Annotated in this window: 11 protein-coding genes; 1 reads left to right on the forward strand and 10 read right to left on the reverse strand. The window is 66.1% G+C overall.

Going from position 1 to position 13,065, the window contains the following annotated elements:
• Positions 1–353 precede the first annotated feature (353 nt).
• Positions 354–1,331, forward strand: coding sequence for a 2,3,4,5-tetrahydropyridine-2,6-dicarboxylate N-succinyltransferase (gene dapD, locus BMW75_RS10565; RefSeq protein WP_076518592.1), 978 nt, complete (start codon positions 354–356; stop codon positions 1,329–1,331).
• Between the two features lie 19 nt (positions 1,332–1,350).
• Here the strand turns inward: dapD and BMW75_RS10570 are convergent, their stop codons facing one another.
• The 10 genes from BMW75_RS10570 to atpG all read right to left on the reverse strand — a co-directional run bounded on the left by BMW75_RS10570 (position 1,351) and on the right by atpG (position 13,000).
• Positions 1,351–1,968: a hypothetical protein gene (locus BMW75_RS10570; RefSeq protein WP_092579163.1), complete on the reverse strand. Its 618-nt coding sequence runs from the start codon at positions 1,966–1,968 to the stop codon at positions 1,351–1,353.
• Between the two features lie 124 nt (positions 1,969–2,092).
• Positions 2,093–2,947, reverse strand: coding sequence for a class II glutamine amidotransferase (locus tag BMW75_RS10575; RefSeq protein ID WP_076518590.1), 855 nt, complete (start codon positions 2,945–2,947; stop codon positions 2,093–2,095).
• A 120-nt stretch (positions 2,948–3,067) separates the two neighbouring features.
• Positions 3,068–5,131 carry a UvrD-helicase domain-containing protein gene (locus BMW75_RS10580; protein WP_092579165.1) on the reverse strand — a complete coding sequence of 688 codons (2,064 nt, stop codon included), beginning with the start codon at positions 5,129–5,131 and terminating at the stop codon, positions 3,068–3,070.
• A 15-nt stretch (positions 5,132–5,146) separates the two neighbouring features.
• On the reverse strand, positions 5,147–5,299 hold the full coding sequence (locus tag BMW75_RS29440) for a hypothetical protein (RefSeq protein ID WP_156902788.1): 153 nt from the start codon (positions 5,297–5,299) through the stop codon (positions 5,147–5,149).
• A gap of 40 nt (positions 5,300–5,339) precedes the next feature.
• Positions 5,340–7,430, reverse strand: coding sequence for a primosomal protein N' (locus BMW75_RS10585; protein WP_076518588.1), 2,091 nt, complete (start codon positions 7,428–7,430; stop codon positions 5,340–5,342).
• A 351-nt stretch (positions 7,431–7,781) separates the two neighbouring features.
• Positions 7,782–8,855, reverse strand: coding sequence for a uroporphyrinogen decarboxylase (hemE, locus tag BMW75_RS10590; RefSeq protein WP_076518587.1), 1,074 nt, complete (start codon positions 8,853–8,855; stop codon positions 7,782–7,784).
• A 190-nt stretch (positions 8,856–9,045) separates the two neighbouring features.
• Positions 9,046–10,014, reverse strand: coding sequence for a helix-turn-helix domain-containing protein (locus BMW75_RS10595; RefSeq protein WP_175493146.1), 969 nt, complete (start codon positions 10,012–10,014; stop codon positions 9,046–9,048).
• 201 nt (positions 10,015–10,215) lie between these two features.
• Complete coding sequence (locus BMW75_RS10600) at positions 10,216–10,641, reverse strand: F0F1 ATP synthase subunit epsilon (RefSeq protein ID WP_056327609.1); 426 nt, start codon at positions 10,639–10,641, stop codon at positions 10,216–10,218.
• Positions 10,642–10,650: 9 nt separating this feature from the next.
• Positions 10,651–12,051 carry a F0F1 ATP synthase subunit beta gene (gene atpD / locus BMW75_RS10605; RefSeq protein ID WP_042795567.1) on the reverse strand — a complete coding sequence of 467 codons (1,401 nt, stop codon included), beginning with the start codon at positions 12,049–12,051 and terminating at the stop codon, positions 10,651–10,653.
• A 43-nt stretch (positions 12,052–12,094) separates the two neighbouring features.
• Positions 12,095–13,000 carry a F0F1 ATP synthase subunit gamma gene (atpG, locus tag BMW75_RS10610; protein WP_076518586.1) on the reverse strand — a complete coding sequence of 302 codons (906 nt, stop codon included), beginning with the start codon at positions 12,998–13,000 and terminating at the stop codon, positions 12,095–12,097.
• Positions 13,001–13,065 lie beyond the last annotated feature (65 nt).

Consider the following 13,065-nt stretch of genomic DNA (forward strand, 5'->3'; position numbering starts at 1 on the left):
TCCCCTACCCTGACCACAGGTCTTGCAGCGCCCCATACCAAGACACGCGCAGCACGGCGTCGCGGTCGCCGGGGACGCGAGCGCCGTCGATGCGCCCGAGGGAATCTGAAGGGAAGGCCGAAGGCCTGGACGAAGATGACGACGGGGAAGTCCGGAGCGAAGGCTCCGGACCGCAATCGTGGGCGCTCGCGGCCCCGGCGACCGCGGCGTCGGGCGACCTACGAAGATCTGATGCAGCCGCACCACCAAAATAACCACATTCGTAATCAAAATAACCACTATCGCAATACCACCAACACCCCAAAACATTCGCCTAGAATGTCGCCCACTCGACATCCCCACCCGCAATTCCCATGTCCCACACGCCCACCAGCGCCATCGCATACGGCCTTGCCACCCTTGCCGCCGACGGCACCATTCTTGATACCTGGTATCCGCGTCCCTCCCTGGCCGACAACTCGCCGGCCACCGGAACCCGTCATCTGACCCCGGAAGAGGCACGCGCCGCGCTGGGGGAACATGTGGCCACGGCGCTGGTGCGGGACACGCGCCGCAAAGTGGATATCGTGGCGGTGCGCACCGCCATTGCGTCGCTCGACGAACCGCCCGTCGATGCGCATGACGCCTACCTACGGCTGCATCTGCTCAGCCACCGGTTGATCCGCCCGCACGGCGCCAATCTCGACGGCCTCTTCAACGTGCTGGCCAATGTCGCGTGGACCTCGGTCGGGCCGTGTGCGGTGGATCAGGTGGACGCGTTGCGATGGCATCTGCGCGCCACCGGACAGGTGCTGGAAATCCGGGGCGTGGACAAGATTCCCCGGATGACGGATTACGTCGTCGCCAGCGGCGTGCGCATTGCCGACACGGCGCGTGTCCGGTTGGGCGCGCACCTGTCGCCGGGCACGACCGTGCTGCACGAGGGCTTCTGCAATTTCAATGCCGGCACGCTGGGCGCGTCGATGGTCGAAGGACGCATCAGCGCGGGCGTGACGGTGGACGACGGCACCGATATCGGCGGCGGCGCGTCCATCATGGGAACCATGTCGGGCGGCGGCAAGCAGGTGGTGTCGATCGGCAAGCGATGCCTGCTGGGCGCCAATTCGGGCCTGGGCATTTCGCTGGGCGATGACTGCGTGGTGGAAGCCGGTTGCTACGTCACCGCCGGCACGCGGGTGCTGACGCCGGAAGGCGCGGTGGTGAAGGCGGTGTCGCTGGCGGGCCAGCATGGACTGTTGTTCCGCCGCAATTCCCAGACCGGCGCCGTGGAGACGCTGGTGCGCACCGCGGCCTGGGGAACGCTGAATCCGGCACTGCACTCAGGCCATTGAACCCGCCGCCGCAGCCGCGTCAGGCGTATTCCGCGGTCTGTCCCAACTGGTCGTAGACCAGGTTGACGAACAGGTCTGAACTCAGGATACGCGCGACCTGGCATGAGAAAACCGTCTTGCCGTTCTCGTCCTGCAGGCTGACGCTGTCGGTCCAGTCATCGAGGTCGATGGGACGGAGCGACTCGTAGGGCCAGGTGGCGCCGTCAATGTGCAGTCCCTGCGACGACAGCGACAACTCGCGCGTTTCCAGGTCCGGAAACTGGCCGCCGACGATATAGCGGAACGTGACGCGGTCGCCTTGTTCGGTCAGCGCTTCCAGCACCGGCAGCCGCTGGGCGACATAGCGGGAACGGAACGCGTCCATGAACTTGCTGAATTCGTTGACGCCCGACGCCACGGTCCAGGCGCTGTCCGTGCGGCTGCGATAAGCCAGGCTGTCGGCCGGGCCCGCCGTGTTGTCCTGCGTGGACGGGTACAGGCAAAGATCCTGGATGTCCGCGAACGCGGTGTAGATGCGGGTGCCGCCTTGCTGGCTGACAACGCCGTTTTCGTGCAATTCAAAGCTATCCGGGGCGCTCCCCGTGCGCGTAAACACCGCGAATGCGTCAGTGGCCTGCGGGGTTTGGCTATCAGTCATGCAACTTCCTTATTGAGTTGGGGTGCTTTCGCGGCCCAGGACGTCGCAAAGTCATGCGATCCGTATTCTCCCCTATATGCGAAATACGTGCTTGATGACCCTTATTTAGCGTATTGCAGGCGTTTCAGGCGCCCGGCGGAATCGGCGTGAACCGATGGTGGCTGACATCGCCGCGACCCGCGATGATGGCGGTCGCCTCGGGCACTTCTTCCCATACGCCGGCCATGTCGGACAGCGGCTCGGACAGCAGCAGGAACGCGTCGTCGTCCAGCGCGGCGATCTGCGCGTTGTCGGGATAGAGCTCGCGCAGGTGGCGCACGCAGGTGTTGTGGAACAGCGTGCGCGAGTCGCCCTCGCTGGAATAACGCACCGCGATGAGGCGCTCGCCGTCCAGCGCGCACACGGTCATGTTGATGGGATGGGCCACGCCATGGCGCCGTCCGGACGCTTCGACGGCGCCGACCATGCGCGCGATCGCGCCGATGGGGTCCTCGTCCAGCCCGAACGTGAGCGCCAAGAGGAACATCACCTCGGAATCGGTGGAGCCTTCGAGCGACCCGAAGTACGCCGGCGCGATCATCAGCATCAGGTCGCGGCGCATCAGAGGATAGTCGCGGATGAGTCCGTTGTGGACGAACAGCCATTGCCCGTGGCGGAACGGATGGCAGTTGGTTTCCTGCGCGGGCGTGTCGGTGGCGGCGCGGATGTGCGCGACGAACAGGGGCGAATGGATGGCGCGGGCCGCCTCGCGCAGGTTGCGGTCGTTCCATGCAGGATGCACGCTGCGGTAGCGGAAAGGCGGTTCGCTGGGCCGGCCTTCGACGTGACGGGCGTACCAACCCAGCCCGAATCCGTCCCCGTTCGTGGTGGTGGCGCCCAGCCGGGAATGCAGGCTTTGTTCGATGAGCGAGTGCTTGGCCTTGAACAGCACGCTCTCCATTTGCAGGGGACTACCGGTGTAAGCCAGCCAACGGCACATGATGCGCTCCTTCGATCCGGACAGGCCAGTGTAGGAGCGACCGGTGCGATTCTTCAAGCCTGCGCGCGGCGTGGCGCGAATGTGGCGCTCAGCGCCCCACTGCCCGCCCCCGCTATTTGGCTATTTGTTCAGCAGCGCCTTGAGCATGGCCATGCGCTCCTTGGGGCTCATGGCGGCCGTGGCGTCGTCTTCCTGGATGCGCACGTCGCCCAGTCCCATTTCCTCGATGAAGCGCGAGGGCTCGCGCACCAGGTCTTCGCGCGCGCGCCGGCGGCGCTTGCACCAGCTCAGGTGCAGGGTGCGCTGCGCGCGCGTGATGCCGACGTACATCAGGCGGCGTTCTTCCTGGATGCGGGTGGCGAGGTTCTCGGCGGCGCGCGCCGGGTCGCCGACTTCGTCGTCCTTGCCCAGGTGCGGCAGCAGCCCCTCTTCCACGCCCGCCAGGTAGACGTGCGGATACTCCAGGCCCTTGGACGCGTGCAGGGTCGACATTTTCACGGCGTCGGGTTCTTCTTCCTCGCCGCGCTCGAGCATCGTGACCAGGGCCACGTGCTGGACGAGGTCAAAGAGCGTCATGTTGTCTTCCTCGGCCTTGCGCTTGAGCCAGCCGGTCAATTCGAGCACGTTCTGCCAGCGCGTCTGCGCCGGCCGTTCGTCGAACAGTTCGAACAGATGGCGCTCGTACTGGATGGCTTCGAGCAGATCGTCCAGGATCGCGCCGGCGGGTTCGGCGGGCGCGGCGTCCTTGCCCGAGGCCGCGCCGCGTCCGGCGCGCCACTGCATGCGCCGGATGAACTCCGCAAAGGTGCGAAGCTGCTCGATCTGGCGGGGCGCGAGCTGGCTTTCCAGGCCGGTCTCGGCCACCGCCGCCAGCAAGGAGAGCTCGCGGCTGGCCGCGTACTGGCCCAGCGCCTGCAGCGTTGCCTGGCCGATGCCGCGCTTGGGCGTGGTGGCCGCGCGGATGAAGGCGGGGTCGTCATCGTCGTTGGCCAGCAGGCGCAGGTAGGCCAGGATGTCGCGCACCTCGGCCTTGTCGAAAAAGCTCTGTCCGCCGGAGATGGTGTACGGAATCTTCAGGTTGCGCAGCGCCTGCTCCAGGATGCGCGACTGGTGATTGCTGCGGTACAGGATCGCGAAATCCTTCCACTGCGCCTGGCGTTCGAAGCGCGCGGCCGACACCTTCATGGCGATGGATTCGGCCTCGTGCTCTTCGCCGTCCATGGGCGACACTGTGATGGGCTCTCCCACGCCCAGTTCCGACCAGAGTTTTTTCTCGAAGAGCTTGGGATTCTTTTCGATGACCTGGTTGGCGGCCGCCAGGATGCGCTGCACCGAGCGGTAATTCTGCTCGAGCTTGATGAGCTTGATGTTGGGGTAGTCGGTCGTGAGCTTGGCCAGGTTCTCGATGGTGGCGCCGCGCCAGGCGTAGATGGCCTGGTCATCGTCGCCCACCGCGGTGAACATCGCACGCGGCCCCGTCAGCAGCTGCACGAGCCGGTACTGGCACACGTTGGTGTCCTGGTATTCGTCCACCAGCAGATAGCGCACGCGGTTCTGCCAGCGCGTGCGCACCTCTTCGTTGCTGGCCAGCAGCTGCGCGGGGATGCGGATGAGATCGTCGAAATCCACGGCCTGATAGGCGGCCAGCGTCGCGGCATAGCTGCGGTAGACGTTGGCGGCTTCGACGTCGCCCGGCGTGATGGCCTCGCGCGCCGCGTCGTCCGGCTCCAGCAGCGCGTTCTTCCACAGCGAGATGATGCCCTGCACGTGGCGCAGGCGCGCCTTGTCGGTGGTCGCCAGCAGTTCCTGGATGATCGCCATGGCGTCGTCGGCATCCAGGATGGAAAACGTGGGCTTCAGGCCCGCGTTGCGCGCTTCTTCGCGCAGCATCTTCACACCCAGCGAGTGGAAGGTGCTGATGATCAGGCCCTTGGACAGCTTGCGGTCCACCAGCGTCTTCACGCGCTCGTCCATTTCGCGCGCGGCCTTGTTGGTGAAGGTCAGCGCCACGACGTTGCGGCCCATGTAGCCGCATTCGCGCAGCAGGTAGGCGATCTTCTGCGTGATGACGCGCGTCTTGCCGCTGCCCGCGCCGGCCAGCACCAGGCAGGGGCCGTCCAGGTAGAGCGTCGCCTCCCGTTGCGCGGGATTCATGCCGTGGCCAATCGGTTCGCTTGCGGACATTGGAGAGTCAGGTGGTCATGCGTGCGTCGCGGCGGCCATGCCGTGGCGGCCGGCAGGCAAAAGCCTTGCCGCCGCCCGCGAGCAGGCCGGAAAAACGCGGAAAAAAGGGGACGGGCGCAGCCGCCGCAGCGGGTCTGCCGCGCCGGCGCGATAGAGGAAGACGATCATAGAACAATCGGATCGATGGCGCACCGGCGCACCGACACGATCAGATCTCCAGCGGATCGACTTCCAGTTGCCAGCGCACGCGGGCCTCGTTGGCCAGGTACGGGAGATGGCGCGACCAGGACGCCAGAAACGCCTGCAGGGCCGGCCGGCTGCTGCTTTCGGCCAGCAGCTGGGCGCGCTCGATGTTGGCCACGCGCACCACGCGCAACGGCACGGGGTCATACAGCATGATCGCGTCCATGCCCGGAAAGTCGGCCGCCCATTCCCCCTCGGGCAGCGACCGGGCCTGCTCCAGGAACGCCTGGGCGACCTTGAGCTCGCGCGCCTCGGCGGTCAGCAGCGCCTGGTAGACAAAGGGCGGCAGGCCGGTGCTTTCGCGTTCGTGCAGCGCGTGGCGCGCGAAGCCGGCGTAATCGTGGCGCAAGAGGGCCTGGTAGACGGGCTGCTCGGGGTAGCCCGTCTGGATCAGCACTTCGCCATTGCCCTGATGGCGTCCGGCGCGGCCGGCCACCTGCATCAACTGCGCGAACAGGCGTTCGGGCGCGCGGAAATCGTGGGCGAACAGCATGGAGTCCGCGTTCAGCACGCCCACCAGCCCCAGGCGCGCGAAGTCGTGGCCCTTGGCCACCATCTGCGTGCCCACCAGGATGTCGACCTCGCCCGCATGGACCGAGGCGAACAGCGCTTCGGCGCTACCCTTCTTGCGCGTGCTGTCCGCATCGATGCGCAGGATGCGCGCCTCGGGGAACAGCTCGGCCAGATGTTCCTCGACGCGCTGCGTGCCGCGTCCCATGGGCGCCAGATCCTGGTCGCCGCACTCGGGGCACGCACGCGGCACCGGGGCCTGGTAGCCGCAGTGATGGCACTGCAGCCGATGGCCGCGGCCATCCGTGCGATGCAGCACGGTGAATGCCGTGCAGCGCGGGCAGTTGCTGACCCAGGCGCAGGACTGGCAGTGCAACACGGGCGAATAGCCGCGGCGGTTCAGGAATATGAGCGACTGTTCCTTGCGCTCGAGCCGTTGGGCAACGGCGTCGATGAGCTGGGGCGACAGCCCTTGCTTTAGCTGCAGACGGCGCGTGTCCACCAGCCGGATCGCGGGCAATTCGCTCGAACGCGCTCGCCCCGGGAGCGTCAGGCGCAGGTAGCGGCCGCGCTCGGCGTGCTGCCAGGTTTCCAGGGACGGCGTGGCCGAGCCCAGGACCACCGGAATGTCCAGGTCATGCGCCCGCCACACCGCGAGGTCGCGCGCCGAATAGCGCAGGCCGTCCTGCTGCTTGTAGGACGCATCGTGTTCTTCGTCGACGACGATCAGGCCCAGCTCGGACAGCGGCGCGAAAATCGACATGCGCGTGCCCAGCAGCATCCGGGCCTGGCCACGGTGGGCGCGCGTCCACGCTTGCAGGCGTTCGCCGTCCGACAGGCCACTATGCATCACCGCGAGGCCCTCCGGCCCCACCAGCGACTCCAGGCGAGCCCGCAGCGCGGCTTCGAGCTGCGGCGTCAGGTTGATTTCCGGGACCAGCAGCAACACCTGGCGTCCGGCCGTCAGGACCTTTTCGGCTGCCCGCAGATAGACCTCGGTCTTGCCGCTGCCGGTCACGCCATGCAGCAACACGGGCTTGAAACCGCCCAGCGCGGCGATGGCCTCCACGGCGGCGTGCTGGGCGTCGTTCAGCGGCGGCGGCTGGTCGGGCGTGGCCGGGGCGCGCGGCGTCTTGCGCTTGCGGGCATCCATGCGCGCCACCGGCCCTTCCCCGGATCGCTTGCCTTGGTATGACGTGGGCTTGCGCAGCGGCGGCGGCAGCGTGGGCAGCATCACCTCGCCCAAGGGGCGCTGGTAATAGTCCGCGGCAAACCGCGCCATGCGCAACCAGGCCGCGTCAAAGGGCGGCAGGTCGTCCAGCACGGCTTCGATGGGGCGGATCTGCTTGGGGTCGAATGACGGTTCGGCCGGATTGTCCACCACCACGCCGATCATCTTGCGCCGGCCGAACGGAACGATCACCCGCAGGCCGGCGGCAATCGGCGCGTCGCTGCGGTAATCGAAGGGGCCGGGCAAGGGCACGTCCAACGCCACGCGCACCCAGCACACCGCTGTGGTATCCGGGTTCGCGTCTGCGTCAGGCATGGGGGATGGGGACATGCATCTACTGAAAAAGGACTAGCCGAAAGAATGAGGAGCGGCAGGACCGGGATGACAGGATTGTCGCTTGTCGGAGCGCCAATCTTCCACCGGCTCCTGTGGATAACTTTGGGGAAAAGGCCAGGGCAACATCAGAAAATGGAATATGGCAAGAATGCACAAACTATTGCACCCTTGTTGATAAACCGCATTTTCCTATTTAAAACAAGCACTTGAAGCAAGTTTCAAGATTGTAAGCCAGCTTAGAGAGGGTTTTCCCTGGCCCTGAATTTATTGTGCACAAGTCGGCCGCGGGGCCCACTTGCTCCGGCCCTTGGGACCGAAGCGTTCACTTACTTACGCGTGGAGGGCGCGGCTGTACTGGTGGACTTCATCGACCAATTCAGCTACAGCTTCCGGCGGAGTGAAGCGGGAAATGCCGTGCCCCAGATTGAACACATGGCCGCCCTTGCCCACCGGCCCGAAGGCGTCCAGCACGCGGCGCGCTTCCGCGCGAATGGCGCTTGCGCCGCCAAAGAGCGCCATCGGATCCAGATTGCCCTGGAACGCGACCGAGTCGCCGGTACGGCGGCGGGCTGCCGCCAGGTCCACCGTCCAATCCAGGCCGACCGCGTCGCTGCCACAGGCCGCAATGTCTTCGAGCCACTGGCCGCCGCCCTTGGTGAACACAATGACCGGCACGCGCCGGCCTTCATGCTCGCGCGTCAGGCCCGCCACGACTTTCCGGGTGTACGCCAGCGAGAACTGCTGGAACAGGCCGTCAGCCAGCACGCCGCCCCAGCTATCGAACAGCATCACGGCCTGGGCGCCCGCGGCGATCTGGCCGTTCAGGTATTGCAGGGTGGCTTCGGCGTTGATCTCGAGGATGCGGTGCAGCAGATCGGGGCGCGAATACAGCAGGGTCTTGATCAGGCGGTAGTCGTCGCTGCCCTTGCCTTCGACCATGTAACAGGCGATCGTCCAGGGACTGCCGGCAAAGCCGATCAGCGGCACCTTGCCGTCCAGATCGCGGCGGATCACGCTGACCGCATCAAAGACATAGCGCAGCTTGTCCATGTCGGGCACGGCCAGGCGCGCCACGTCCTCTTCGGTACGAATGGGATGCGCAAAGCGCGGGCCCTCGCCTTCGGCGAAGTCCAGGCCCAGGCCCATGGCATGAGGCACGGTCAGGATGTCGGAAAACAGGATGGCCGCGTCCAGGTCATAACGTTCCAGCGGCTGCAGCGTGACTTCCGAGGCGTAGTCCGGGTTCTGCGCCAGGCCCATGAAGGAGCCCGCGCGCGCGCGCGTTTCGCGGTACTCGGGCAGATAGCGACCCGCCTGGCGCATGAGCCAGATGGGGGTATACGGCACGGGTTCGCGCATCAGGGCGCGCAGGAACACATCGTTCTTCAAACGGGGAGCAGACACGGCTAACCTCGACGATCGGAAGCCGTGAGTTTACTTCCCCTGGCTGACAAGGCGGCCGAACCCGCCATGGCCGGCTTGACCGGGCGCAACGGGGCCAGGCGGCATGATGTGCTGCGGGCGCGCGGCGGGGGCCTATGCGGTCGCGCGTGACGGTGCCGGACGCAGCGGTCGGTATCGCGGCGACCCCGTATCAGTCCTCCATGCTGACGCGCCCCACGGCCAGCGCGGCCTGGCGATATGGCGCGGCGTCGATGCCGTGCTTGCGCATCAGCGCCCAGAATGCCCGCCGGTGCTTGGCGCAGGCGCGCGCCGCCTGCGCGACGTTGCCCCCGTGGCGCGACAGCGCATGCCGGATGTATTCGCGCTCGAAGCCGTTCACGACCTGCGCCTTGGCCGCGCGGAATGTCTCCGGGGCGGATCTTTTGTATTGATGGCGCATGGTGTTCAACGCCTGCTCGACGATGTCGGCGGGCACCCGGGGCCGCGCATGCGGCGCGGCGGCCCAGGGCGTCGGGACGGCCCCCGCCGCGCGGCTGGCACGCATCGCATGGGCCGGCGCCAAGGCCGGCATGGCCCGGTCCGCCTCGGCTGGGGCGCCCAGGTAGCTGACCTGGCGTTCGTGGACCCCGCCCGCCACGCTGCCTGGCCGGGCGGCGCCTGGGCGGGCCAGGCGGGCCAGCCGCACCCGCATGCTTTCCAGGCAGACCGGCTGGCCGATGAAGTCCGCGGCGCCCAGGCTCAGCAGGTCCAGGATCGCGGGCGCCTTGACGTCGTGGATGAGGAGCAGGATGGGCGTCGTCAGCGCGTCCCGCGCTTGCTGCAGCGCCATGCGGGCCCAGGCGAGCGAGCACGGCGCCACGGGCAGGATGCAACCGTCGAAACGCCGCAGCGACAACGCGATGCGGGCCAGCGCATCGGGCGCCGGCGCGGCGTCGGCGCCGTCGTTCTCATCAGGACGAACGCCCGGCGGCACCGTGTGGGGTGGCACCGTATCTGGCGGCACTGCATGTGGCGGCACCGAACGTGGCGGTACCGAAGGCAACGGCACCGGATGCAGCCGCACGCGCGTCAGCCCCGCCTGATGGCCAGTGACCCAGGCGCCCATCGTCTTTTCGTGGCCGGGCGCCAGCAGCACCCCGCAATCCAGCACGTCTCGCATGCCTTCCTCGTCTGCATCGCAAAACTGCAGGCTACTTTTGCAGGCCGCACCCGGCTATTCGTAGTGAACGCATTGCGGCGGGCCGCCGTCGGCGCGGCGAGGCGGCGCGGCGGCCCTGCCGCGCTTTCTCCAGGCATGAAAAAAGCGGCCCGCAGGCCGCTTTTTCCAGGTCCGGGACGCGCCCGGAGAGCATCTTGCCGCTTAGTGCGAGCGGCCGCCTTGGCGCAGCTTGCGCGCCGCGATGGCTTGCGCAGCCAGCATGGCGAGCTCGGCTTCGACGACAGCGATGTCAGCCTTGTCCTTGGCGTTGGCCAGGGCCAGTTCGGCCTTCTGGCGCGCTTCCAGGGCACGGGCTTCGTCGAGGTCGGCGGCACGGATAGCCGTGTCGGCCAGGACCGTCACGCTGCCCGGCTGAACTTCCAGGATACCCCCGGCGACGAAGATGTTTTCCTCGCCTTGGTCGGCACGAACGATCTTGACCGTTCCGGGGCGTATGCGCGAGATCAGCGGGGTGTGGCCGGGCAGAATGCCCAGCTCACCCGACTCGCCAGGCAGAACCACGAACTTCGCCTCGCCGGTGAAGATCGCTTCCTCTGCGCTGACCACATCCACATGCAGGGTAGCCATATCGGTTCCTTATTGCAGTTTCTTGGCCTTCTCGAAGGCCTCGTCGATCGAGCCGACCATGTAGAAAGCCTGTTCCGGCAGCGCGTCGCATTCGCCGTTCACGATCATCTTGAAACCACGGATGGTTTCAGCCAGCGGAACGTACTTGCCGGGCGAGCCGGTGAACACTTCAGCAACGTGGAACGGCTGCGACAGGAAGCGCTGGATCTTGCGCGCGCGGGCCACGGCCTGCTTGTCTTCCGGCGACAGTTCGTCCATGCCCAGAATCGCGATGATGTCGCGCAGTTCCTTGTAGCGCTGCAGCGTCTGCTGCACGCCACGGGCCACGGCGTAGTGCTCTTCGCCGACGACTTGCGGGTCGAGCTGGCGGCTGGACGAATCCAGCGGGTCCACGGCCGGGTAGATACCCAGGGCGGCGATGTCACGCGACAGCACGACGGTCGAGTCCAAATGCTGGAAGGTCGTGGCAGGCGACGGGTCGGTCAAGTCGTCCGCAGGGACGTACACGGCCTGGATCGAGGTGATCGAGCCCGTCTTGGTCGACGTGATGCGCTCTTGCAGCTTGCCCATTTCTTCGGCCAGCGTGGGCTGGTAACCCACGGCGGACGGCATACGGCCCAGCAGTGCGGACACTTCGGTACCGGCCAGCGTGTAGCGGTAGATGTTGTCCACGAAGAACAGGATGTCGCGGCCTTCGTCGCGGAACTTCTCGGCCATCGTCAGGCCGGTCAGCGCCACGCGCAGACGGTTGCCCGGGGGTTCGTTCATCTGACCGAACACCATGGCGACCTTGTCCAGAACGTTCGACTCTTCCATTTCGTGGTAGAAGTCGTTGCCTTCACGGGTACGCTCACCCACGCCGGCGAACACCGACAAGCCGCTGTGCTGCTTGGCGATGTTGTTGATCAGTTCCATCATGTTGACGGTCTTGCCCACGCCGGCGCCGCCGAACAGGCCGACCTTGCCGCCCTTGGCGAACGGGCAAACCAGGTCAATAACCTTGATGCCGGTTTCCAGCAGTTCCACCGACGGCGACAGTTCGTCGAAACGGGGAGCGGGCTGGTGGATGCCACGCTTTTCGTCGTGCTGGATCGGGCCGGCTTCGTCGATGGGACGACCCAGCACGTCCATGATGCGGCCCAGCGTGCCGGTGCCGACGGGCACCGAGATCGGGGCGCCCGTGCCGGTGACCTTCATGCCGCGGCGCAGGCCGTCGCTGGAGCCCAGCGCAATGGTACGCACCACGCCGTCGCCCAGCTGTTGCTGCACTTCCAGCGTCAGACCCTTTTCGGCGAACGAGGAACCCTCGTCGGCCAGAGTAAGCGCTTCATAGATCTTGGGCATTTGATCGCGGGGGAACTGAATATCCACCACGGCGCCGATGCACTGAACGATGGTTCCGTTGCTCATGTCGATTCCTTGCTTGATAGCTTTTGACGGGATGCTGCCTGCCTCAAACGGCGGCAGCGCCCCCTACGATTTCCGAAATTTCTTTGGTGATCGCGGCCTGACGGGTCTTGTTGTAGACCAGTTGCAGATCGCCGATGACCTTCTTGGCGTTGTCCGACGCCGCCTTCATGGCGACCATCCGGGCCGACTGCTCCGAAGCCATGTTCTCGGCCACGGCTTGGTACAGCAGGCCTTCAACGTAACGCTGCAGCAGGTCGTCGATCACGCTACGGGCGTCGGGTTCGTAGATGTAATCCCAGCTGTATTCCGACTTCACTTCCGAGGTCTTGGCCAGGCTTTCGGCGCCCGTCTGGTACGGATCTTCCAAACCGCTGGCCAGGGGCAGCAGACGCAGGAACAGGGGCTCTTGCTTCATCGTGTTGACGAAGCGGGTCGAGGCCACGTACAGCGCGTCGATGCGGCCTTCCAGGTAGGCGTCCAGCTGCACCTTGATCGCGCCCAGCAGGCGGTCCAGTTGCGGCTTGTCGCCCAGTTGCACTTCCTGGGAAACCAGTTTGGCGCCGATACGGGTCAGCACACCCACGCCCTTGTTGCCGAAAGCGGTCGCTTGCACGGCGACGCCGTTTTTCTCGAACTCTTTCAGCTTGGCCAACGTCACGCGGGTGATGTTGGTGTTCAAGCCGCCGCACAAACCCTTGTCGGTCGTCACCATGACCACGCCGACCGCCTTGATTTCGCGTTCGACCAGGTACGGGTGGCTGTACTCGGGATTGGCCTGCATCAGGTGCGCAGCAATCTCGCGCACCTTGGTGGCGTACGGACGGCCGGCACGCATCCGTTCCTGCGCCTTGCGCATCTTGGATGCGGCGACCATTTCCATCGCCTTGGTGATCTTGCGCGTGTTTTGCACGCTCTTGATCTTGGTTCGGATTTCCTTAATTCCGGGCATTGCGCTTTCCTGTGAAGACTGGCCGATGGGTTCCGCTGGCGCCTCATCCATCCGGTAAGGATGGG

The sequence above is a fragment of the Achromobacter sp. NFACC18-2 genome (assembly GCF_900108985.1).
In the GTDB taxonomy this organism is placed as follows: Bacteria; Pseudomonadota; Gammaproteobacteria; order Burkholderiales; family Burkholderiaceae_B; genus Achromobacter.

Excerpts from the sequence above, each read along its gene's own strand:
- dapD (WP_076518592.1), top strand. The coding sequence starts at position 354 with ATGTCCCACACGCCCACCAGCGCCATCGCATACGGCCTTGCCACCCTT.
- BMW75_RS10595 (WP_175493146.1), bottom strand. The coding sequence starts at position 10,014 with ATGCGAGACGTGCTGGATTGCGGGGTGCTGCTGGCGCCCGGCCACGAA.
- BMW75_RS10580 (WP_092579165.1), bottom strand. The coding sequence starts at position 5,131 with ATGTCCGCAAGCGAACCGATTGGCCACGGCATGAATCCCGCGCAACGG.
- BMW75_RS29440 (WP_156902788.1), bottom strand. The coding sequence starts at position 5,299 with ATGATCGTCTTCCTCTATCGCGCCGGCGCGGCAGACCCGCTGCGGCGG.
- BMW75_RS10570 (WP_092579163.1), bottom strand. The coding sequence starts at position 1,968 with ATGACTGATAGCCAAACCCCGCAGGCCACTGACGCATTCGCGGTGTTT.
- atpG (WP_076518586.1), bottom strand. The coding sequence starts at position 13,000 with ATGCCCGGAATTAAGGAAATCCGAACCAAGATCAAGAGCGTGCAAAAC.
- BMW75_RS10600 (WP_056327609.1), bottom strand. The coding sequence starts at position 10,641 with ATGGCTACCCTGCATGTGGATGTGGTCAGCGCAGAGGAAGCGATCTTC.
- atpD (WP_042795567.1), bottom strand. The coding sequence starts at position 12,051 with ATGAGCAACGGAACCATCGTTCAGTGCATCGGCGCCGTGGTGGATATT.
- BMW75_RS10585 (WP_076518588.1), bottom strand. The coding sequence starts at position 7,430 with ATGCCTGACGCAGACGCGAACCCGGATACCACAGCGGTGTGCTGGGTG.
- BMW75_RS10575 (WP_076518590.1), bottom strand. The coding sequence starts at position 2,947 with ATGTGCCGTTGGCTGGCTTACACCGGTAGTCCCCTGCAAATGGAGAGC.